The organism is Pelovirga sp. (assembly GCF_059864205.1).
The window spans coordinates 1-22,708 of the sequence record NZ_JCBCBS010000059.1; the positions used below are offsets into that span (position 1 = coordinate 1).

20 protein-coding genes are annotated in these 22,708 nt (G+C 53.0%); 3 read left to right on the forward strand and 17 right to left on the reverse strand.

Features of this window, described 5'->3' with window-relative positions; translation table 11 throughout:
* The 7 genes from AC6F7T_RS03395 to AC6F7T_RS03425 all read right to left on the reverse strand — a co-directional run.
* On the reverse strand, nucleotides 1–515 hold a 515-nt coding region (locus AC6F7T_RS03395), incomplete at its 3' end, for an FAD-binding protein (RefSeq protein WP_500716570.1).
* 10 nt (nucleotides 516–525) lie between these two features.
* Entirely contained in the window at nucleotides 526–1,200 is a 675-nt protein-coding gene (locus tag AC6F7T_RS03400) for a succinate dehydrogenase cytochrome b subunit (protein WP_500716571.1), read from the reverse strand.
* A 391-nt stretch (nucleotides 1,201–1,591) separates the two neighbouring features.
* Nucleotides 1,592–4,261: a valine--tRNA ligase gene (locus tag AC6F7T_RS03405; RefSeq protein WP_500716572.1), complete on the reverse strand. Its 2,670-nt coding sequence runs from the start codon at nucleotides 4,259–4,261 to the stop codon at nucleotides 1,592–1,594.
* 222 nt (nucleotides 4,262–4,483) lie between these two features.
* Nucleotides 4,484–6,073, reverse strand: a complete 1,590-nt coding sequence (locus AC6F7T_RS03410; RefSeq protein ID WP_500716573.1) for a response regulator — start codon at nucleotides 6,071–6,073, stop codon at nucleotides 4,484–4,486.
* Nucleotides 6,045–6,527 (reverse strand): chemotaxis protein CheW, encoded by a 483-nt coding sequence (locus tag AC6F7T_RS03415; RefSeq protein WP_500716574.1) that lies wholly within the window; start codon nucleotides 6,525–6,527, stop codon nucleotides 6,045–6,047. Before AC6F7T_RS03415 ends, AC6F7T_RS03410 begins: the two co-directional genes overlap by 29 nt.
* Nucleotides 6,524–6,976, reverse strand: coding sequence for a chemotaxis protein CheW (locus AC6F7T_RS03420; protein WP_500716575.1), 453 nt, complete (start codon nucleotides 6,974–6,976; stop codon nucleotides 6,524–6,526). Before AC6F7T_RS03420 ends, AC6F7T_RS03415 begins: the two co-directional genes overlap by 4 nt.
* 95 nt (nucleotides 6,977–7,071) lie before the next feature.
* Nucleotides 7,072–8,109, reverse strand: a complete 1,038-nt coding sequence (locus tag AC6F7T_RS03425) for a deoxyguanosinetriphosphate triphosphohydrolase (protein ID WP_500716577.1) — start codon at nucleotides 8,107–8,109, stop codon at nucleotides 7,072–7,074.
* Nucleotides 8,110–8,424: 315 nt separating this feature from the next.
* Between AC6F7T_RS03425 and AC6F7T_RS03430 the strand changes: the two genes are divergently transcribed.
* Nucleotides 8,425–8,847 (forward strand): MucR family transcriptional regulator, encoded by a 423-nt coding sequence (locus AC6F7T_RS03430; RefSeq protein ID WP_500716578.1) that lies wholly within the window; start codon nucleotides 8,425–8,427, stop codon nucleotides 8,845–8,847.
* Between the two features lie 66 nt (nucleotides 8,848–8,913).
* On the opposite strand, the gene AC6F7T_RS03435 is transcribed toward AC6F7T_RS03430, so the two are convergent.
* From AC6F7T_RS03435 to secA, 6 genes are read right to left on the reverse strand one after another with little or no spacing between them, the layout of a single operon-like run.
* On the reverse strand, nucleotides 8,914–9,297 hold the full coding sequence (locus AC6F7T_RS03435; RefSeq protein WP_500716579.1) for a DUF2914 domain-containing protein: 384 nt from the start codon (nucleotides 9,295–9,297) through the stop codon (nucleotides 8,914–8,916).
* Between the two features lie 41 nt (nucleotides 9,298–9,338).
* Nucleotides 9,339–10,511: a phosphopentomutase gene (locus AC6F7T_RS03440; RefSeq protein ID WP_500716580.1), complete on the reverse strand. Its 1,173-nt coding sequence runs from the start codon at nucleotides 10,509–10,511 to the stop codon at nucleotides 9,339–9,341.
* Between the two features lie 11 nt (nucleotides 10,512–10,522).
* Complete coding sequence (gene deoC / locus AC6F7T_RS03445) at nucleotides 10,523–11,215, reverse strand: deoxyribose-phosphate aldolase (protein ID WP_500716581.1); 693 nt, start codon at nucleotides 11,213–11,215, stop codon at nucleotides 10,523–10,525.
* Complete coding sequence (gene argJ, locus AC6F7T_RS03450; RefSeq protein ID WP_500716582.1) at nucleotides 11,196–12,386, reverse strand: bifunctional glutamate N-acetyltransferase/amino-acid acetyltransferase ArgJ; 1,191 nt, start codon at nucleotides 12,384–12,386, stop codon at nucleotides 11,196–11,198. The genes deoC and argJ overlap by 20 nt, the downstream gene beginning before the upstream one ends.
* Complete coding sequence (locus tag AC6F7T_RS03455; RefSeq protein ID WP_500716583.1) at nucleotides 12,383–14,098, reverse strand: GAF domain-containing protein; 1,716 nt, start codon at nucleotides 14,096–14,098, stop codon at nucleotides 12,383–12,385. The genes argJ and AC6F7T_RS03455 overlap by 4 nt, the downstream gene beginning before the upstream one ends.
* 31 nt (nucleotides 14,099–14,129) lie before the next feature.
* Nucleotides 14,130–16,820, reverse strand: coding sequence for a preprotein translocase subunit SecA (gene secA, locus AC6F7T_RS03460; RefSeq protein ID WP_500716584.1), 2,691 nt, complete (start codon nucleotides 16,818–16,820; stop codon nucleotides 14,130–14,132).
* Nucleotides 16,821–16,836: 16 nt separating this feature from the next.
* Here secA and AC6F7T_RS03465 point away from each other — a divergent pair, with 16 nt between their 5' ends.
* A complete protein-coding gene (locus tag AC6F7T_RS03465) occupies nucleotides 16,837–17,025 on the forward strand; it encodes a hypothetical protein (RefSeq protein WP_500716585.1) in 189 nt (62 codons plus the stop codon).
* Nucleotides 17,026–17,172: 147 nt separating this feature from the next.
* Here AC6F7T_RS03465 and AC6F7T_RS03470 read toward each other — a convergent pair whose 3' ends face one another.
* The 4 genes from AC6F7T_RS03470 to AC6F7T_RS03485 all read right to left on the reverse strand — a co-directional run bounded on the left by AC6F7T_RS03470 (nucleotide 17,173) and on the right by AC6F7T_RS03485 (nucleotide 21,167).
* Nucleotides 17,173–17,988 carry a peptidoglycan DD-metalloendopeptidase family protein gene (locus AC6F7T_RS03470; RefSeq protein WP_500716586.1) on the reverse strand — a complete coding sequence of 272 codons (816 nt, stop codon included), beginning with the start codon at nucleotides 17,986–17,988 and terminating at the stop codon, nucleotides 17,173–17,175.
* A 133-nt stretch (nucleotides 17,989–18,121) separates the two neighbouring features.
* Nucleotides 18,122–18,580 carry an N-acetyltransferase gene (locus AC6F7T_RS03475; protein WP_500716587.1) on the reverse strand — a complete coding sequence of 153 codons (459 nt, stop codon included), beginning with the start codon at nucleotides 18,578–18,580 and terminating at the stop codon, nucleotides 18,122–18,124.
* Between the two features lie 23 nt (nucleotides 18,581–18,603).
* Nucleotides 18,604–20,280: a DNA repair protein RecN gene (recN, locus tag AC6F7T_RS03480; protein WP_500716588.1), complete on the reverse strand. Its 1,677-nt coding sequence runs from the start codon at nucleotides 20,278–20,280 to the stop codon at nucleotides 18,604–18,606.
* A 32-nt stretch (nucleotides 20,281–20,312) separates the two neighbouring features.
* On the reverse strand, nucleotides 20,313–21,167 hold the full coding sequence (locus AC6F7T_RS03485; protein ID WP_500716590.1) for an NAD(+)/NADH kinase: 855 nt from the start codon (nucleotides 21,165–21,167) through the stop codon (nucleotides 20,313–20,315).
* A 222-nt stretch (nucleotides 21,168–21,389) separates the two neighbouring features.
* Between AC6F7T_RS03485 and AC6F7T_RS03490 the strand changes: the two genes are divergently transcribed.
* Nucleotides 21,390–22,700: an AAA family ATPase gene (locus tag AC6F7T_RS03490; RefSeq protein WP_500716589.1), complete on the forward strand. Its 1,311-nt coding sequence runs from the start codon at nucleotides 21,390–21,392 to the stop codon at nucleotides 22,698–22,700.
* The last annotated feature ends 8 nt before the right edge of the window (nucleotides 22,701–22,708 follow it).

A 22,708-nucleotide genomic window follows, 5' to 3' on the forward strand; every position in this document is an offset into this window, starting at 1 on the left:
GAGTAGGCACCCAGCAGCAACTGCTGACCGGTCTGGCCGCGGGCGTAGAAGGTACGGGAAACCTGGGCACCGCCGAAGGAGCGGTTATCGAGGTATCCGGCATAGTCACGGGCAAAAGGCACGCCCTGGGCGACACACTGATCGATAATGTTATTGGAAACCTGAGCCAGACGCCAGACGTCAGCTTCGCGGGCGCGGAAGTCACCACCCTTTACGGTATCGTAGAACAGGCGATAAATACTGTCACCATCGTTGGGATAGTTCTTGGCGGCATTGATACCACCCTGAGCAGCAATACTGTGAGCGCGACGCGGGCTGTCCTGATAACAGAAAGCCTCAACGTTGTAGCCAAGTTCGCCTAAGGAAGCCGCTGCGGCGCCACCGGCAAGGCCGGTACCGACAACGAGAACTTTATACTTACGTTTGTTGGAGGGATTAACCAGCTTCATATCGAAGCGATGCTTGTCCCAGGAAGTTTCAATCGGACCTGCAGGTGCTTTTCCGTCTAATATCACAATAAGCCCCCTATTTCACAATGCGAGCGAGAATAAACAAAGGAATGGCGATATACGCCAGACCATACACGATAGCCAGAACCTTGCCGATGGAGATCACCTTGTCCTGACTGGGGCCGGTACTCAAGCCGAAGGTCTGGACCCAGCTTGAAATACCGTGGGCCAGATGCAACAGCAGAGCGATCATCGCAACAATGTAAATCAGCGCGATAAAGACCTTCTGGAAACTCAGAACCATCATGCTGTAAACATCGAGCCGTGAGGCAGCATCCAAGGGAAGATTAGCCGCTGAAATTGATGGATTAGTGACCTGAAGGGTGAAGTGCAGCAGGTGGTAGAGCAAAAACGCCAGAATAATCAGGCCGGTAAAGATCATGGTCTTGGCAGAAAAACTGGTGACCAGGGTTTTTTCAATGGCGTAAGGTTCAGGCGTCGCCGCTTTGTTCTCAAAATACAGTTGAATACCGAAAGTGATATGGATGGCAAACAACGCAACCATAGCCAAACGGAATATCCAGACCAGGGGACCGAGATCTTGCAGCGCTTTGGCGTAGGCGTTAATGCTGTCGGGGCCTGCAAAAACCGACAGATTGCCGATCAGATGGACTGTAACAAACGCGATCAGTAACAGACCGGTCACAGCCATGAGAATCTTTCTTCCCACTGTGTTCGTCAAAAAATTCATAGTTCATTTCCCTCGAGAGTGTGAATGATTGCCAATGAAGGGTTCTTCCCCGAATTCAATCAGCGTTGTTCAGCTCCTGCGTTTACCGTCAGGCCCGGCCCGTCTCTCCTCCTGAAAACAAGCCCTGTACCACTGCCGCGGCGGTGCACGCCAGGATTCAATACTCCTGTCCATGCTGACATCCTTTCGGTGTCGTTCAATATATTGCTAAGCCCTGAACCAGATTCAGGGCGGCACGTGCAAGCAGTATACTGTATACTAAACATTGTTATAAATTTAAACAAAAAAAACGGTAGCTTGGCAAAATCTAATGGCAATACCAATCAACAAAGCATCGTAAATGCAGAAATTGGTCCCGGAGCAAAAAAGATATCTGAATCAACAGGGTCAATTAACCGCTCGATTGTTGCAGCGCAACAATCTTGTCAAGACCCTGGGTTAATATCTCACACTTCTGCTGCGCCGCCAGCAATTTCGCCCGGTCTTTTTCGAGTACCGCGGGCGGAGCGTTGCTGACGAACTTTTCGTTGCCCAGCTTGCGGGTAAAAAAGTCGACATCCTTGCGGACCTTTTCGATCTCTTTTTTCAAACGGATTGCTTCTTCCTTCAGATCAATCAGCCCGGCCAGGGGAATCAGCACCTCAACCCTGCCGGCCACCTGGGTCGCCACATCCTGCGGGCGCTCAATATCCACGCCGACAAGCAATTCCTCGACCCGCGCCAGGTTGCTGATCGCTGCTTCACCGGCACGAATGGTCTGCACCGTAGCGACATCTTTACAGTCCAGCAGAACCTTGATCTTTTGCCCCGGCGGCAGATCCAGCTCACCGCGCACATTACGGATCGCCGAAACGATCGCCATAACTGTTTCCATCTGGGCAACGGCATCTTCATTGACGCTCACCCCGCTGCCGCTGGGGAAAGCTGCCAGCATAATCGATTGACTGGGACGCTGCCCCGGCAAGGTCTGCCAGATTTCTTCGGTGACAAAGGGGAGGATCGGATGGGCCAGCCGCAACAGCCCCTCGAGGACGGTAAACAGCACCATCTGGGTTTGCCGGCGCGCCACAGGATCGTCACCGTTAAGGGGCTGCTTGCTGAGCTCGACATACCAGTCACAGAATTCGTGCCAGGTGAAGGAGTAGAGAACAGATGCAGCTTCGTTGAATCTATAATCGCTTAATGCCTGATTTATCTGTACGGCAGCATAATCGAAGCGCTGCAGAATCCATTGCTCTGCCGGAGCCAGTTGCCCCTTGGAAAAGTCAATGATTGCAGGATCGAAATCTTCCAGATTGAGGAGCGCAAAACGACTGGCATTCCATAATTTATTGACAAAATGCCGATAACCGCTGATCCGATCAGTAGACAGACGGATATCACGTCCCATGGCGGCAAAGGCGCAGAGGGTAAAACGGAAGGCATCGGCGCCATATTCGTCAATAATGATCAAGGGGTCGATGACATTCCCTTTGCTCTTGCTCATTTTCTGCCCCTGGGCATCACGCACCAGGGCATGGATATACACCTCCTTGAACGGGACATCATCCATAAAGCGCAGCCCCATCATCATCATCCGCGCAACCCAGAAGAACAGGATATCAAAGCCGGTGACCAGACAACTGGTGGGGTAAAACTTCTCCAGGGCCGGGGTCTTCTCCGGCCACCCCAAGGTTGAAAACGGCCACAGCGCCGAAGAAAACCAGGTGTCGAGGACATCCGTTTCCTGCCCGATGGCAGTACTGCCACAATGCCGGCAGGCACTGATATCCTCAAGGGACACGCTGATCTGGTCACAGTCGGAGCAGAACCAGGCGGGGATGCGATGCCCCCACCAGATCTGACGACTGATACACCAATCCTGGATGTTGTACATCCACTCAAAATAGGTTTTTTCCCACTGGCGGGGAATAATCGCTGTTTGCCCGTTTTCAACCGCAGCAATCGCCTGTTCGGCCAGGGGCTTGACGGCGACATACCACTGCTTGCTCATATAGGGTTCGATCACCGCATGACAGCGGTAGCATTCCCCCACCGCGTGGGTATAATCCTCGACCTTGGCGAGCAAGCCCAGAGCATCAAGATCAGCAACAACCCGCTGACGCGCGGCAGTTGCCGGCAGGCCCTGATAAGCGCCGCCGTTTTCATTAATGCAGCCTGATTCATCAAGCACATTGATAAATTCCAGATCGTGGCGTTTACCGACAGCAAAGTCGTTAAAGTCATGGGCCGGGGTCATCTTGACGGCACCACTGCCAAATTCCTTGTCGACATACTCATCAGCGATTATCGGAATTTCACGATTGACCAGCGGCAGCATCACCTTTTTGCCGATCAGGTCACGATAACGCACATCATCGGCGGCAACGGCAACGGCGGTATCGCCGAGCATGGTTTCCGGCCGCGTGGTAGCCACCACCAGATGACGGTCGCTACCGATAATCGGATAACGCAAGTGCCAGAGATGCCCCTTTTTGTCTTCATGTTCCACTTCCAGATCAGACAGGGCGGTATGACAGCGTGGACACCAGTTAATCAGGCGGTTATCACGATAAATCAAGCCATCGTCGTAAAGACGGACAAAAACTTCGCGCACCGCCCTGGACAATCCTTCGTCCATGGTAAAACGTTCGCGCTGCCAATCACAGGAGGCGCCAAGGCGCTTGAGCTGGTTGATAATCTGCCCGCCGGAGGTCTCTCGCCACTGCCATACGCGCTCAACAAAAGCTTCACGACCCAGTTCATGACGATCGAGCCCTTCGGCATGCAACTGCTTTTCGACCACATTCTGGGTGGCAATACCTGCATGGTCGGTCCCCGGCATCCACAGCACCTCATAACCGCACATGCGTTTCCAGCGACACAGGATGTCCTGCAGGCTGTTGTTTAAAGCATGCCCCATGTGCAGGACACCGGTGACATTGGGAGGCGGAATAACGATGGAGTAAGCCGGCCGCGGTGAATCATCATGGGCGCTAAAATCACCGCGTTGTTCCCAGATGTCGAACCATTTCTGTTCTATCTGTGCCGGATCATAAGCTTTGGGCAATTGCCTGCTCATTGTAAGTACGTCCTTTTTCGTGCTGCGAAATTGATGTGATTTTTATCAGGTGGGATGCTACCGAGGCGACAATAAGGCGGGGAGACAAAAGATGTCAAGACCTCCTTTGCCTCCCCGCCGGTGTTTAACTGGTTTCCAATTCGGAAACTGCATTATGTTCATCCAGAGTTTCGGGATGAACACTAACTAGAAGAATCAACTGCGCGAATATCAATCAGCAGTTCAAACTTCTCCGCGCTTGATTTTTTCGATTTCGGCGCTGATCATGGTTTCGGCCAGATCGGGAACGACTTCCCAGACCACCTGCTCGAGCATTTCACGCGCCAGCCGTTCGATCAGCGGGCCGGCTACTTTTTCTACAATCTGCGCAATCTCCTCTTCCGGCAACTGGCGGAGCTGCTCTTCGAGGGTCTCGGCAGCAGGTGCAACAAGCGGGGGAACAATGGCGAATTCCTCGAAACTGTCAGCCTCCGCTTCAAGTTCTTCAATTTCTTCCGGCTCTGCTGCTATCAGCTGCTCTTCTGCATCAATCTCAGTCTCAAGTTCGTCTTCTGCTGCGCTGTCAGCAAATTCAGCAGCGGCGGCAGCGGTCGTCACCTTTTCGACATCATCCGAAAAAAGATCGTCATCGCGCCCGGTGGCAGGCGCCTCAAAGGAAGCCACCTCTTCCGACGCAGCAATCATGATCTCCTCTTCTTCAACCACGTCCCCTTCAGTCAGATCAAAAATGTCGTCAGCACCCAGTGGTTCTTCTTCCTGCATCATGCTCACATCAGCGGCAGCAGAAGTTTCATCGGCCATCTCTTCATCCGCCGCAGTCAGGTCGATAAAGGTAGCGGAATCCTCGACCAGTGCTTGCTCCTGCTCGAGATCCTCTGCCATCAACTCAGGCACATCATCGGATTCATCAACGGTTGCGGTGCTGTGATCTTCTTCCCTCCCGTCTGTGGCAACAAACTCAAAAGAAGGGCCCGGTTCTGCCATGTGCGCAGCGTCGGCAAAATCGGTTTCTGCTGTTACGCCTTGATCTTCGAAGCCTTGCTGATCTTCCCGTGGGGGGGCAGATGAGGCCGGAGCAGACACATAGGGAGCAAGCTGCTCCGGAGTCAACGCCTGGGCCGACGGGTAGGGATCATCTGCTGCGGGCTCTGCCGATTCTTCTTGATCCTCATCACTGGCTGCAAGCAATTCCTGCGGTTTAAGATCATTTTCCTCAAAAGAAACCTCGCTCCACAGTTCACTATCAGAAGATGACACGGCAACAGAGGTGTCGTTGGCCGCATCAGCGGGTTCATTATCCAGCTCTGGTACACCCCAAAAATCTTCCTCCCCGGCTTCAGCTGTTAGATCAGCGACCGCCGGCGCCATCTGCTCAGCCGTTACTGTCTCTGCGGAGACCTCATGTTCCGCCTCTACTTGTGCTGCGCTAACCAGACGCAAGGGTGGCACCTCAAAAAGGGCTGTTACCTTGTCGATCAGCGCTTGTGATTCGAACGGTTTGGTCAACCAGCCATCGGCGCAGACGTCGAGCGCTTTGGTTTCGTCAAACTCTTCAAAGGCGCCGGGGAGTAACAACACGGATGTTGTCCCCAGAGCGGGATGGCTCTTGATCGCTTGACAGAGTTCAAAGCCGTTTTTGCCGGGCATCATGATGTCGGCAATCACCACGTCGGGCTTATGAGTCAAAACCAGATCAAAGGCCTTGTCGCCATCACTGGCGATCAACAACTCAAAACCTTCCTTGGCAAAAATGATTTCGACGACTTTTTGAATAGTAATACTGTCATCGGCCAGCAGCAGCTTCTTCTTCATTGAGCCTCCTTGCACCTGACAGCGTCAGGCAAATCGAGCCGTTTCCCCGGCTTATTTCCATGGCTAACACATCAATATCCAGAATTTTATAAGCCCGCCCTTGATAAAAAAATGTACCAACCTGCCAGGCCGTCTCTCTTTCGCGCGCAACCGACAAGATCCCTTTGTGGTCGGCAACAATCCGACTGCCCGGTTGTGCCGCTAAAGCCAAAGATCCAAATTCCGAATCAACCAGAATGTAATATTCTGATTCTGAGTCATGTTCCAATCGATTGCCATCCCGACGACGCAGCAATATCGGCACCAGGGTTGATTCATGAACCAGAACATGATCGATTCCCGCCGGCAATAAGGGAAGCGGAAAAAGGGTGTTGCCCTGAACAATTTTGCGAATCTGAGCTAATGGTACAGCATAGTCATGATCACCGGCATGGAAAAGACCAAAAGCGCTCATGGCAGATCCCGATTGATTCCGTAAAAGCGTTCCGGTTCAAATACCATAAGCGGCGCGTCCTCTGCCAGCACAACCTCTGCACCGGCAAACCCCGGAGCGCTCTGAAACAACGGCGGTATAATAGCCCGGCGGAAACTGTCTGCCGGCGCCAGCCCTTCGACCCGGTCAACCAGAACAGCCCAGTTACCCTCTGAACCACACAGCACCAGTACGCTGCGCTGGAAGATATGGGCAGCGGATACCAGTCCCAGCATCAGGGTCGGGTCGATGAGCGGAATGACCGTATGGCGAAAGTCCAATGCTCCAACAATCCCTTTACGCAGATCACTACGCCGAGAGTCAAGCCGGCCGGCCAACTGTTCCAGCACTTCCACGACATGATCCAGATCAAGCACAAAGCGGATACCTGCCAGGGTAAATATCAGCCTCTTTCCTGGTGCTCCGACCATGACCCCTCGACACTTGAAAAGCGCTGATTTTTCTTGCAAACTTTGGCGACGCTAACATAAAGATTAGAAAGTGTCAAGCTACTAACTGATGGATGCTAAAACACTCCCCAGGGTTTTGGTAAAAACAGTCGCCGATACAGCGACAAGGCGAAACGGTCGGTCATCCCGGCAAGAAAATCGGTCACCGAAACCGCCAAACTGTCGCCTGGATACTGATGACCACCACAAGCGAGGAAAACGTCCCGGTTGGCGATAAAATGACCAAACAACTGGCGCAACAAAGCAGCGGCCTTATCAAACTCAGCCTGGACGCAAGGGGCCTGATAGACATGTTCGAACAACCAGCTGCGCAGGGCGCACATGGCCTGATCCATCTCGCCAGACAGCTGAACAAGGCCGCTGCCCGGTAACGATTGACGAATCAGGTCAGTAACCATGCGATCAATCCGCACTGAGTGGCGCTCACCAACGACTGCGACGATAGCTGCGGGAACATCATCATTATGAATAATTCCACCGCGCAGAGCATCATCAAGATCATGGCTGACGTAAGCGATGATATCCGCCAGGCGCACTATCTGCCCTTCCAGGGTTTGCGACCGCCGGGCTGCCGGCGCTGACAAAGCCCCCACCTGCCCTTTGGAGTGGTGAATAATCCCGTCCCTTACCTCAAAGGTGAGATTTAATCCGGCGCCATCGTTTTCGAGAACATCAACAACGCGCAGACTTTGCTTGACATGATGAAATCCTCCCGACACCAATTCATTGAGGACGCGCTCACCGACGTGGCCGAAAGGAGTATGTCCAAGATCATGGGCCAGAGCTATCGCTTCGGTGAGATCTTCATTCAATTGCAGGGCACGCGCCACAGTTCGTGCCACTTGTGCCACTTCAAGAGTATGGGTCATGCGTGTACGATAATGATCCCCTTCCGGCGAAAGAAAAACCTGGGTTTTATACTTCAGCCGTCGAAACGCTTTACTGTGAAGGATACGATCCCGATCGTGCTGAAAAACTGTGCGGATGCTACAGACTTTACCGGGGCGCAAACGACCTTTACTGCTAACACTACAGCAGGCACCGGGAGCTAAATGATCCATCTCATTTTTTTCTTGTGTTTCTCTTATCATCATCTGTGCCTTAAATAGCTAGTTCCATAACAATGAAACCTTTGACTATGCCTACAACGACAGAAGCTCAACAACAAATTTCTAAAAAATTCAAAAAAAAGTGTGTTATAAATTATTACAACCAAATCAATTAAATCCTCTTGATTTTTTACTAGCGGATGTTTTAGTTAAGATCAACGTAACTATTCAGCTCTATCCTTGCCACAGGATCCCCGACCCGGTGCTGAACAGATACAGATCAACGGCTATTTTGATATTGAAAAAAACTCAACTAAAAACCAGCAGTCCCAACCAATAGCAAAAGGAGAGTTAACTCGTATGTCGACCATAATGAAAATGGCAGCTGACATTATCGCAGCACACGCCTCGACAACACCGATGACCAAGGAAGAATTGATTGCCGAGCTGACGGAGGTGCATGCCGCCCTGGCGGCACTGGAAAAAGGGGAAAACGTTGCGCCCGAACAAAGCGATGAATCAATCCCCGCCGTCAGTCGCAAAAAAGCTTTTGGCAAGGACGCTATCTATTGCATGATCTGCGGCAAAGGATTCAAAACCCTGTCACGCCATTTGAAAACGGCCCATGGCATGACAGCCGGTGAGTATCGCAAAGCCTATGATATTCCCCGCGCACAATCGTTGGCTGCGAAAAATTATTCGGAAAGTCGCCGACTCATGGCGGTTGAACGTGGGCTCGCCGACAATCTGGCCAAGGCACGTGCCAATCGCAGCAAAAAGTAAAGAGCTACCCAATTGCATTGAAGGGGAGGGTCGGTTGACCATCCCCTTCAATTATATTACCCCGCACTATTCAAGGCGAAACATCACTTCTGCCAGGGTTTTGCCCTGGTCGTCCTCTACAACAACCGACCATTGGCCTCTCCACTGCGGCAAAAAACGCTTTGAAGAAAATGTACGCCAGTCTGCTGATTGTACCGGCAAGGCAACCCGCGCCATTTCCTGTTCTTCATAATACCACACGTGGGTTACCTGTGTTTCCTGACTCGCTCCGACAATCCGGGTAAAACAGTACAACTTACCAAAGTCAGCAGGATAAACCTCAACATTGTCCACCGGCAGCCGGTTTTCAATGGCGGTCGTAATAGTGGCATCGACAACCTCAAGCTCTGCCGCTTGAACCGAAAAAGCAACAGCGCAACAAACCACGAGCAACAATATCTTCTTTATCATAACCCTACTCCTTAGTTGTCAAGGGACATCGCCACAAAGCGCTACGACAATCTAATGACGGACAAAAAACTTTTACCATATGGGCATGTTAGCCCAAAGTTCTCGGCAAGGGTAGCGCCCAAATCAGCGAAACTGTCACGCACTCCCAGAGGTCTTGGATGATTCTGTGCCGGTGAATAAATCAGTAATGGAACATATTCGCGGGTGTGGTCGGTACCGGGAGTGACGGGATCGCAGCCATGATCTGCGGTAATCACCAGCAGATCGTCCGCTTCAAGGCGCGGCACCAGCTGCTCCAGCCAGCAATCCACTTCGACCAACGCCGCGGCAAACCCTGCGACATCACCCCGATGCCCATACACCATATCAAAATCGACGAGATTCGCCATAATCAGGCCACTTGAAATCCGCTCCAGCGCCATAAGGATTTCCGCCATCCCCATGCGGTTGTCGGTTGTCGGGATATGATGTGTCAATCCCCTGCCGGCAAACAAATCACCGATTTTGCCAATGCCGCAGGTTGCAATCCCCTGTTTGTGGAGCAGATCAAGCAAGGTATCGGCAGGCGGCAGACAGGAGAAATCATGACGACCGCCGGTTCGATAAAAGGTATCTGAACTCTCACCGCGAAACGGACGGGCGATGACTCGACAGATATTGTAAGGTTGCAGGACCTCAAAAGTAGCACGGCAGAGGTCGTAAAGCTGTGCTGGAGGGATGACATCTTCGTGGGCGGCAATCTGAAAAACCGAATCGGTGCTGGTATAAATGATCGGGCGCTTGCTGCGCAGGTGTTGTTCGCCGAGATCGCGCAGAATATCGGTTCCGCTGGCCGCGATATTGCCAAGAGGTCTGGTTCCGGCAATGGTGGTAAACAGATCGATAATGTCGGCTGGAAAGCCGGCAGGATAGGTCGCAAAGGGGCGTGAAAGTACCACACCGGTCAGTTCCCAATGACCGGTAACCGAGTCTTTGCCGGCACTGCGCTGCGCCATTTTTCCCCAGCAGGCCAGCGGCGCGGCAACGGCAGTAATCCCTGCAACCGGCACAATACAGCCAAGACCGAGGCGCTCCAACTGCGGCAGAGAGATGCCGTTGACTCCGGCCGCTACATGTTGCAGCGTTGCCGCATCCTCATCGCCGTAGTTAGCGGCATCCGGCAACGCACCTACCCCGACACCATCAAGAACAATCAGCACAACCCGTTTGTACATGGACCCCCCGATTAACCTGTCAGCGCGGACAATTCTCCGACAATCTTTACCCCCGCACTGGTGCCGATACGCGTTGCTCCGGCAGCAATCATCTCGCGGCAGGCCTTTAAGCTACGAATCCCCCCAGCGGCCTTGACACCGATCTTGCCCCTGGCGATTTGTGCCAACAATTGCACATCCTCAAGCACGGCTCCTGAAGAGGCAAATCCGGTCGAGGTTTTCACATAAGTCGCGCCGGCGTTGATGACAGCCTGAGTAGCGGCGATTTTCTGCGCGGTGTCAAGATAACAACATTCAATAATGACCTTGACGCCGGCCTGTTGCGCTGCCATGACCACCTGGGCGATTTCCTCTTCAAGACGATCCAGACGATGTTCCAGCAGATGATTCAAGGCGATCACCATGTCAATTTCTTCAGCACCGGCCGCTACCAGGTCGGCGCTCTCCTGAACTTTTTGCCGCAGGTTGTTGTAACCACAGGGAAAACCGACGACGCTGCCGACCTTTACTACCGAGCCATAAAGACGCTGTGCCGCCAGAGAAACCTGATTTGGTGGCACACAGACCGAGGCAAAACCGTATTCAACGGCCTCTTCGCACAAATCGATAATCTGTTGCGAGGTTACCGTTGGCAGCAGCAAGGTATGATCGATCAGGGCAGCCAGGGCGGCCGGAGAGTGCCGATCAGGTACGGTAGGAGGCATTGATCTTGACATACTCATAATTGAGGTCCGAGGTATAGTAGCTGGCCTCCCCGGCCCCCAGATGCAGATCGATAGTGACGACAAAGTTCTGTTTTTTCAGAATGTCGCCGGCTTGCGCCTCATTGTCAGGACCGATGGCCACGCCGTTTGCAACGATCGGGACATGATCAAAACAGATATCGATGCAACTCTGATCGAGATCGATTCCAGAATAACCGACCGCAGCAATGATCCGTCCCCAGTTGGCATCTTCGCCAAAAAATGCCGTTTTCACCAAGGCAGAGGTTGCTACTGAACGGGCGGCAATCCGGGCGGCATGGGCATCTTTGGCACCGACAACCTTGATCTGCACCATTTTCGTTGCCCCTTCACCGTCACTGACAATCATTTTGGCCAGGTCCAGCATCACCCGATTGAGATGATTGGCAAAAACCGCCGCCTCTTCACTCCCCGGGCAAATCAGTCGTCCCCCGGCAGCACCATTGGCGAGCAGCAGAACGGTATCGTTGGTCGAGGTATCGCCGTCGACGGTAATTGAGTTGAAACTGTCAGCAACAGCAGAATCCAGCAGTTCCTGGAGAAATGCGCTGTCGATCCGGGCATCCGTCAGCACGAAACACAACATGGTCGCCATATCAGGGTGAATCATTCCGGCCCCCTTGGCCAGACCAAGAATACTGTAGGGGTTATCACCCTGCTCTTTAGCACTGGCAATTTTTGTGAAGGCATCGGTTGTTATCATCGCCCGGGCAACCGCCTCGGCCTGGTCCGGACACAAGGCGGCAACCAGTTGCGAAATAGCGCGTTCAAACGGCGACAAGGGCAGGGGAACACCGATAACACCGGTCGACGAGACAGCAACCAGATCCGTGTCAATGGCCAATGCTGCAGCCGTTAAGGCTACCGTCTGCTCGGCAGCTGCGACCCCCTCTGCCCCGGTGCAGGCATTGGCGTTGCCGCTGTTGACAAGGATCGCCTGACACTGACCGGTAGCGATGCGCGGTCGCGTAACGAGCAAAGGCGCGGCAATCACCCGGTTGCGGGTAAAGACCCCGGCACACTGGGCAGGAGAGTCGGAAACAATCAACGCCATATCCAGCTTGTTGGATTTTTTAATGCCGCTGGCTACAGCAGCAAAACGATACCCGGCCGGCAGTGCGTGCTCTGTCATAAATCCCCCTTGAGGATGTTGTAGGTCTGTTCGGTTGGCAGCAGCAACCCGAAACTGGTGCCCTCTTCAGCGATCTCTTCGAGAAAGACATCGCCGAGCATCCGGTCAATCACAACCTTGGTCAACGCCAGACCAATGCCGACGCCGTGGGGTTTTTCCGTATCGATGTTGCCCAGTTGGGTGTAGGAACCAAAGATGCTGTCAAGGGCTTCTACAGGGATCTTTTGCCCATCATTATAAACCTGCACATAGACATACTCAAGCCCGTCATGTTGCCGCAATCGTGCCCGGACGCGCAAACGACCACCGCGGCGGTTGAACTTCACCGCATTGTCAATCATGGCGTGAAACGCCATACCGAATTTTTCCTGGTCGGCATAGATATCGGGAAGATCCTCTTCAATATCTATTTCTATTTCCAGCCCCAGATCCGTCATGCGCTTGCTGAAATATTGAAAGGCATCTGCAATCGACCAGGGCACACCGAAGGCTTTCCAGCGCCAGATTTCACGTTCTGACTCGATGGAAAAGAGGCGCAGCATCCCGGTGATCAGACGTTCAAGACGCTCCCCCTCTTCGCGCACCTGTTTAAGATTTTCCTGCAACTCGCTGTCACTAAGTTTTTGATAAAAGGAGAGGGAGAGATCGATATAGCCCATGATGGAAGTCAGCGGGGTTTTTAATTCGTGGGAGAGATTACAGACCAGCCGGGTACGTGCACGGTTTAACCTGACCAGATCTTCATTGGTACGTTCAAGTATGGCGGTCTGCTGGCGCAGATGTCGCACCAGATCAAAGTTTTCCATAGCCAGCGCAACCTGACTGGCGATGGTCACCAGCAGGCTCTGATCTTCCAGATCAAAAGGCTCTCCGGAAACCTTATTGTTAACGTTGATAACACCGACGAGATTATCCCGAATAAAGATCGGCACCGACAACAACGATTGATTCTTGTATTTATGGCTGCTATCCAGACTGGTAAAGCGCCGGTCTTTGTCGATATTAGTGACCAGAACCGGCTCGCCGGTAGCGACGACATGCCCGGAGATTCCTTCTCCCGAAGCAACCCGAACACTATTGGCAATGGCAGCATCCAGGCCACATGCCGAAGCAATGTGGAGCATACCGTCTTCTTTCAGGAGCATCAACGACGCCATTTCAACCCCGGCAGATTGGACGATGGAGTCAAGAATCTGATCGAACAACTGTTGCAGATCGCCGCCACTGCTGGCGGTTTCACCAACCTTCTTCAGCAGTACCAGGTCCGCCATACGGCGCTGGGCTTCACGGCGGGCGTCATCCTGATGATGGCTGTGATAATAGGAGCTGACCCCCTGGCGGGCAATCTCGAGGACTTCATCCGGGGAAAAAGGCTGGGTTAGATAGTCGAGAGCACGTTCACGCAGGACCTGACGCAGAGTTTGGAAGTCCTGCGCAGGTGAAAACATCACCACCTGAATTGCCGGGCTATGCTGGCGAATAAGACGCAGCACATCCATGCCGCCGGTGTCAGGCAGGGTCAGATCACAGAACACCAGACCGACATGGTGCTGATCGAGAAAACCGGCCATTCCCGCACCGCGATCAAGACACAGCAGCGGATACCGGTCAGTCGCCAGGATGTCCTTTAACACCTGAAGCGTCTGCGGCACCGCACTGACGAGCAGAATAGCCGGAAGATCCTGAGTCCATTTTTGTCTTTGATCTGCCATCAGCGTATCTTTTCAGCACGAAAGAAAGGGTTCACCTACCGCAGCATTTTTTATATTTCCGGCCACTGCCGCAGGGACAAGGATCGTTGCGCCCGACTTTTTCTTCATCGCGCGTGATGGGTGTTTTCCCCTGCTCTTCACTGTCTGAGCGATTCATGATGATCTTGCGGCGCCGCTGTTCTGCCTCAAGCTGTTCCACATCCTGCTGGCGCGCCAACTGAATGCGGTAAATCTTCTGGATAACCTCCTGGCGCACCCGCCCCATCATCTCCATAAACAGGGCATAAGCTTCACGCTTGTACTCCTGTTTGGGGTTTTTCTGGCCATAACCGCGCAGACCGATCCCCTGTTTGAGGTGGTCGATCGACAGCAGGTGATCCTTCCATTGGGAATCAAGGGCCTGCAGTAACAGCACCCGCATCAACTGTTGCATCACTTCCGGGGTAAATTCTTCAGCCTTCTCTTCCAGACGCCGGTGTGCCAGATTTTTCAGCTGTGTTTCCAAAGCCGCGCGGGTAATGGTGTCACGATCAAGCGTCGTTAGCTCCGGCATGAAATAGAACTGATTGAAGAAATCCTCGGTTAGACGAACCCAGTCCCATTCTCTGGCCGGGGTTTTGTCGGGGCAAAAAGAAGCGATCATATCTTCAACGGTTTCGTTGACAATACTCACATAGGTATCTTCGAGCTGTTCACCAGCCAGTACTTCGCGGCGCTGGGTATAGACTACCTCACGCTGCTTGTTCATGACATCGTCGTATTCAATCAGATGTTTCCGAATGTCAAAGTTGTGGGATTCGACCTTGCGTTGGGCATTTTCAATTGCTTTGCTGATCATGCCGTGTTCGATCGGCTCCCCTTCAGGAATCTTCAGCTTGTCCATGACATAGGCAACGCGCTGGGAACCGAATATGCGCAGCAGATCATCTTCGAGGCTCAAATAGAAACGGCTTTGACCGGGATCGCCCTGACGCCCGGAACGACCGCGTAGCTGGTTGTCGATACGCCGTGATTCATGACGCTCGGTACCAAGGATATAGAGTCCGCCGGCGGCAAGCACTTCTTCGCGCTCAGCGCGACAGCGGTCAACATACCCAGGCAGCAACTCGTCATAACATGCCTGTGGATTTTCGGCCGTAGCTGCTTCGCTGCGGGCCAGCATCTCCGGATTGCCGCCCAGAACAATGTCGGTTCCACGACCGGCCATGTTGGTAGCAATAGTGACTGAGCCCTTGCGTCCGGCCTGGGCGACAATAAAGGCTTCGCGTTCATGCTTTTTGGCATTCAGTACGTGGTGCGGAACACCGCGTTTTTTCAGATGTTCGGAGAGAAGTTCCGATTTTTCAATGGAAATGGTGCCGACCAGTACCGGTTGGCCACGCTGATGACAATCAATAATATCTTCGACCGTCGCCAAAAATTTCTCCTTGACGGTTTTATAGATCACATCGGATTTATCGATCCGCTGCATTGGCCGATTGGTCGGTATCACCACCACTTCGAGCTTGTAGATTTCCTGGAATTCTGCTGCCTCGGTATCGGCGGTACCGGTCATCCCCGCCAGTTTTTTGTACATGCGGAAGTAGTTCTGAAAGGTGATAGTCGCCAGGGTCTGATTTTCATTGGCAATTTTCACCCCCTCCTTCGCTTCCACCGCTTGATGCAGGCCATCACTCCAACGCCGGCCCGGCATCAAACGACCGGTAAACTCGTCAACAATATGTACTTCACCTTCATTGACGACATAATCGACATCGCGTTCAAACAGGGCGTGAGCCTTGAGGGCCTGATTGACGTGATGGACCAGCTCAATATTACCAGGCTCGTAGAGATTATCGACATTCAGCAGCTGTTCTACCTTGGCGACACCCTGTTCGGTCAGAGCGGCAGACTTGGCCTTTTCATCGACGGTATAATCTCCGGTGTGACGCTTGACCGTCTGACCGATCTTGCCGTCACGCTCTTCGATAACCTCCCCTTTTTGCAAACGCGGGATGATCCGGTTGACGTTGTAATACAGATCACTGGATGATTCGCTGGGACCGGAGATAATCAACGGAGTTCTGGCTTCGTCAATCAGGATCGAGTCGACCTCATCGACAATGGCATAATGCAACTCGCGCTGAACATAATCCTCCAGGGCGAATTTCATGTTGTCGCGCAGATAATCGAAGCCAAATTCATTATTGGTGCCGTAGGTGATATCAGCGCCATAAGCCACCTTGCGCTGGGCATCGGTGAGTCCATGGACGATACAGTCCACGCTCAACCCCAGAAAGCGGTAGATGGTTCCCATCCACTCGGCATCGCGGCGCGCCAGATAATCGTTGACAGTAACGACATGCACACCCTTCCCCACCAGGGCATTCAGATAGATCGGCAGGGTCGACATCAGGGTCTTACCCTCACCGGTTTTCATTTCGGCGATTTTGCCATCGTTGAGAACCATACCGCCTATCAACTGAACATCAAAATGGCGCAGACCAAGAACACGCTTGCTCGCTTCACGCACGACAGCAAAAGCTTCAGGCAGTAACTGGTTAAGTTCCTCGCCATTGGCTAATCGCTGACGGAATTCAAGGGTTTTATGCTGCAGTTGATCATCGCTTAGCTGCTCGAATTCAGGCTCAAGAGCGTTGATTTTTTCAACCTGTGGCTGCAGTTTTTTCAGATTGCGTTCGTTCTTATTACCGATGACTTTAACCAGGAGGTGACGAATCATGTGAGGTACAACTCCAATGAGCATCAACAAAAAAGCTGATACGAAAAAAATTAAGTATCTGTTCAGCAGCCACGTTGCATGGGATCGGAGCTACCAAGACAAGGGCGTCTGTCGCCATGGACGGCGACAATCGAACGGCCATGGACGGCGCAAAGTGTCCCTTGATGTGATTACCCTGATCCCTGCTGAACAGATTGAAAAATGAATTCACAAGGGGACAAAAGGGACGTCACCGTTGCTGAACGGCGGCATAGTAACACATGGCAAGAAGGGCTCACAAGCACTAATGGGCATTATCAAAAGAAGGGAAAATGACTACAAAAACACTAAAATTGCTTAAAAAATAAGGAGTCTACAGAAAAGTCCGGGGATTGATGGGGACACCATTTAGATGCACCTCATAATGCAGGTGCGGTCCGGTGGAAGTACCGGTGTTCCCAACCTGGGCAATGCGCTCCCCACGCTTGACGCGCTGACCTACTTTGACCAGGTTTCTTGAGTTATGGGCATAGAGGGTTTGATAGCCGTAACCGTGATCGATGACCAGGTTATTGCCATAGGTCGGTGAATATCCCGCCCGGGCAATGATACCATCAGCCGTGGCAGTCACCGAAGTACCGATATTGGCAGCGATATCAAGCCCGTCATGCATCACTGTGCGGCCATTAAAGGGGGATTTGCGCTCTCCAAAGTAGGAGGAGAGCCAGCCACGGGTCGGCCAGCCTTTGGGAGTCGAGCGACTGATGGAAATTTGATCGTTGAGCAGGTTGCGAACATCCTGTTGTGCCTGGCGACGCAATTCAATGTCGATCTGGAGGGCATTGATCTGTTGTTGAATCTCGCTGAGCGACAAATTGTCCCTATCAGGCTGTCCACCCATAGCCACGGGAATCAGACGTCTATCATCTTCAAGGTTGGCCAATTGACGTATACGTGCTTCAGATACTTCCAGCGAGGCGAGATCCTGCTGCAAACGTTCGACATCGAGAACCAGACGTTGCAAATTCTGACGTTGATCACTGGTTTCAACACGCAGACGCTGTAATTCCTCGAACTCAATCTGGAGTGATACATAGTTCCAGGCAAAAAATAAAAAAAGCACTCCCCCGAGCAGCAGTGAGCAAAGGGTAAAACCCAGGAAAGTTTTTCTGATGCGTAAAGATCTCACCCTGCTTCCCGACGCGGAAACAAGGATCAACTTTAAGTATCTGGATTTAACCATCTTGTTCCTTACGGACAGCGAATCAACGATTTTTTAAGCTCTCGAATAATTATTACAGCACACTAATATCATAAAAATGTCAGAGATCCAAGACATTTATTGCCAAGGCAAATTCATCGCAATCCGGAAATTTAACACAGTTAATACAATCGCCCCAAACCTTTTGTGGCAATTGTGCCTTATCAATTTCGACGAACCCGAGTTTTTTAAAAAATTCAGGCTGATAGGTCAGGGCAAAAACCTTCTGCAAACCGAGGTCTTTGGCTTCATAAAGACATTTTTCAACAATTTGCCTACCGATCCCCTTGCCATACTGTCCCGGTACCACCGCCAACGAGCGAACTTCGGCGAGATTTTCCCAGCAGATTGCCAGAGCGCCGATACCAAGGATCTGCCCATCTTCTTCGTAGACATAAAAATCACGAATAGAATCATATATGGCCGCCAGAGAACGGCCAAGCAGCTGTCCCTCTTTGGCATAGGTCAGCAACAGCTGATGGATAGTTCGCGCATCGGGAATTCGGGCACGACGGATCATCTTCTACTCCTTCAATAAGCGGATCAGTTGATAACGGGGCGCTGCGACAGACCGATCAGCTCGCGGGCATGAATGTGCGCCTGTTCGCCAACGTGGGAACCACCAAGCATGCGGGCTATTTCCCGCTCGCGCTCAGCGTTACGGAGACATTCGACCAGAGTCGTCGTGCGGTCGCCCGCAGTAGTTTTACTGACCCGGTAATGGTGATCGGCAAAAGACGCCACTTGCGGCAGATGGGTCACACAGAGCACTTGAATATCACGCCCGGTACGCCGGATCTTTTCGCCGACCGCAGTGGCGGCCTCGCCACCGATGCCGGCATCGACTTCATCAAATATCAGACTGATCAGGTCGTCACCTACCGGCGCACAGCGCCGCAACGCCAGCATAATCCGCGACAGCTCACCGCCCGAAGCAATCTTTGACAGGGGCTGTGCCTGTTCGCCGGGATTAGCGGCAAGATAAAATTCACCACGCTCCAGGCCATCAGGGCCCGGCTGCTCCAGCCTGGTCAAACGTAGTTCAAAACGCGCCTGGGGCATGGTTAGTTCCGCCAACTGCAATTCAACCGCCGCAGCCAACTGCTGCGCAGCCTGTTGACGTTTAATACTCAGGGTATTGGCAGCAACAATGAGTGCCCGCTGCTGTTCATCACAATGACGCTGCAGATCTTCGCGCCGCGACTCCCCCGCCGTCAGCTCATCTAATTCCTGCCGGGTGCGCTGTTCGAAAGCAATCAATTCGTCCAGGGTCGGGGCATACTTGCGCTTGAGCCGTTCAAGCAGGGCCAGGCGCTCTTCCACCTGTTCTTGCCGATGCGGTTCAAATTCCAGCTTTTCACCGTAATCACGCAACTGCAGCGCGACATCTTCCAGATTATACAGGCTTTCACGCAAGCGTTCAGACAAGCCGCCAAGCAGCGGGTCAATAGCGCGCAGGCCATCAAGCTGAGCGGCGATGGTGCCAACCTGTTCGCAGACCGACTGCTCATTGGCGTAGAGGGTTGCGTAGCCACCGCTACTGGTCAGGGTCAACTTCTCAGCATATTGCAACAGCCGGCGTTCCTGGTCCAGCTCAACATCCTCTGCCGGTTGCAGTCTGGCATCGACGAGCTCCTGCTGAACAAAAGACAGGTAATCAATACGCTGCCGGCGTTCTCGCAGTGCGGCTTCAAACCGGGCAAGGTCATTCTGCAAATGGCAATAGTCTTTATAGATCAGCTGGTAGGCCGTCAGTTCCGGTACCAATCCGGCAAACTCATCAAGCAGAGTCAGGTGCATTTCCGGACGCTGCAGGGATTGATGCTCATGCTGACCGTAAATATTCACCAGATCGCCAATCAATTCGCGCAGCTGCCCCACCGGTACCAGCGTGCCATTGACAAAGGCTCGATTCTTCCCGGAACGCGAGAGGGTCCGGCGCACAACCAGTTCATCGTCAACGGGTAATTCAGCGGCACGTAAGCGTTGGCGGAGCGGCGCTTGCGGGGGCAGACTGAATACCGCTTCCACCTCGGCACTCTCGGCGTCGGTACGGATCACTTCACCACGCGCACGACCACCCAGCAACAGATTCACCGCATCAATGATAATTGATTTGCCGGCTCCGGTTTCTCCGGTCAGTACGGTAAAACCGGACTCAAAGGTGACATGCAGTTGTTCGATAATGGCGAAATTTTTGATGATCAGATCTGTCATCATCTTTGCAATCGGTCTCCACGGGAAAATTACTTTTAGCGCTCGCCCCAGCTCAGCTTGGTGCGCAGGATCTGGAAGTATTCCCGATAAGGGCTGATCACCAGGCGGGCTCGGGTTTCTGAACGACGCACCTCAACCCGATCTCCGGGAAGCAGCTTGTGTCCAACCTGGCCGTCGGCAGTAAAAAAAACCACATCATCCTGAAACTTGACCACAATCTCGATAATCGAGCGACTCCAGATGATGATCGGGCGATTGGTCAGCATGTGCGGGCAGATAGGAGTGATCAGCAAGCTGTTAATCTCGGGATAGATAATCGGTCCGCCGGCAGACAGGCTGTACCCGGTTGAGCCGGTCGGGGTAGAAACAATCAGCCCGTCAGCCTTATAGGTACTCAAATGACGGCCATCGACATAGGTTTCCAGATCGATGATCCGCGCCAGAGCACCCTTGTTAATCACCGCGTCATTCAGCACGGTATATTCACCAACCACCTTGCCGTCACGATGAATGAGGGCGTCGATCATCATGCGCTCGGATATTTTATAGTCGCCGGCAATCAGCTTGTCGAGCATGTCGGGCAATTCTTCCCGGGTGATTTCCGTCAAAAAGCCAAGTTGCCCGAGATTGACCCCGACAATCGGCACCTGACGGTCGCCAATTTGCCGGGCCACCGAGATCAGGGTGCCGTCACCACCAAGAACCAGAATCAGATCGACCTGTGACGGAATCTCTTCTCCAGCGCAACTTGCGACCTGACCGATCTGCTCAGCCAGTCCATCCTCAATTACGACTTCAACCCCGGCGCTGGCGAAACGCTGGATAGCAAACAGGGCAATCTGCTCGACTTCGGGGTGGCTTTTTTTGGCGTAGATACCAACTTTTTTCAGCTTCACAACGTAGGCTCCCAAGCGTCTGAATGTACAGCAAACTCCTGATCTCTCTGCTGTTCTTATACCCGGAACAGGCCTGCACAACTACCATGAATTCCGGCATTAAGTCTATCCCATTTCCAAGATCCTGCGAGCGCATTGCGGTTGTTGTGAACAACCACGCGGCATGCTAGAGTTATGAGCAGCTGTACCATCCCATCAGCCACCATGAAAGACCCTATGGATCTGTTTGAACATAACATTAGCAATGACCGTCTGGCCCCATTAGCAGAGCGGATGCGCCCGCAACATCTTGACAATTTCGTCGGTCAGGAACAACTGCTCGGCCCGGGCAAGCTTCTGCGGCAGTTGATCGATGCGGATCAATTGACCTCGGCTATCTTCTGGGGGCCGCCGGGAACCGGGAAAACCACCCTTGGCCACCTGATCGCCCGGCGCACGGCGAGCCGGTTTGTTTTTTTCTCGGCGGTGATGGGAAGCTTAAAAGAGGTCCGCGAAATCCTCACCGAGGCGCGCAACCAACGCGCCTATCATCGCCGCAAGACCCTGCTCTTTGTCGATGAAATTCATCGCTTCAACAAAGCGCAGCAGGATGCATTTTTACCGGCCGTCGAAACCGGCGATATTATTCTCATTGGTGCAACGACCGAAAATCCGAGCTTTGAAATCAACTCCGCCCTGCTGTCACGCTCACGGGTCTTCGTGCTTGAGGCGCTGCCTGCTGACGCCATCAAAACCCTGGTGACCAGAGCCCTGACAAGTTCCGCTGGATTGGCCGACTACCACCTTGAGATCACGGCTGAGGCCCTGGAATTTCTGGCCGAAAAAGCTGGCGGTGACGCCCGCATTGCCCTCGGCGTGATAGAGAACGCGGCCCTGTCCGGTGGGGAGAAAATCATCGATCTGCCGCGTATCGCCGAGGCACTACAAACCCGCGCCCTGCGCTACGACAAGGGGGGAGAGGAACACTATAATGTCATCTCCGCCTTCATCAAAAGCCTGCGTGGATCTGACCCGGATGGCGCTATTTACTGGCTGGCGCGCATGCTCGACGCCGGCGAAGATCCCCTGTTCATCGTCCGGCGCATGGTCGTGTTTGCCTCGGAAGATGTCGGCAACGCTGATCCACGCGCCCTGCAGGTGGCAATAGCCGGCCAGCAGGCAGTTCATTTTGTCGGCATGCCCGAAGCACGGATCTGTTTGGCCCAGGCAGTGACTTATCTGGCCAGCGCTCCGAAAAGCAACGCCAGCTATATCGCTATCGGCCAAGCCCTGGCAGAAGTACGCAAGTCTGGCGCCCTGCCGGTACCCAAACACCTGCGCAATGCACCGACCTCATTGCTGAAATCCCTCGACTACGGCAAAGACTACCAGTACGCCCATGACTATACCGGTGCCGTAAGTGATCAGCAGCATCTCCCCGACCAACTGGCAGGCCGGCAATATTATCAACCAACCGATCGTGGCTATGAGAAGCTCATCGGCGAGCGCCTGGAACATCTGAGACAGCTACGGAAGACTAAAACTTGATGCTTTCG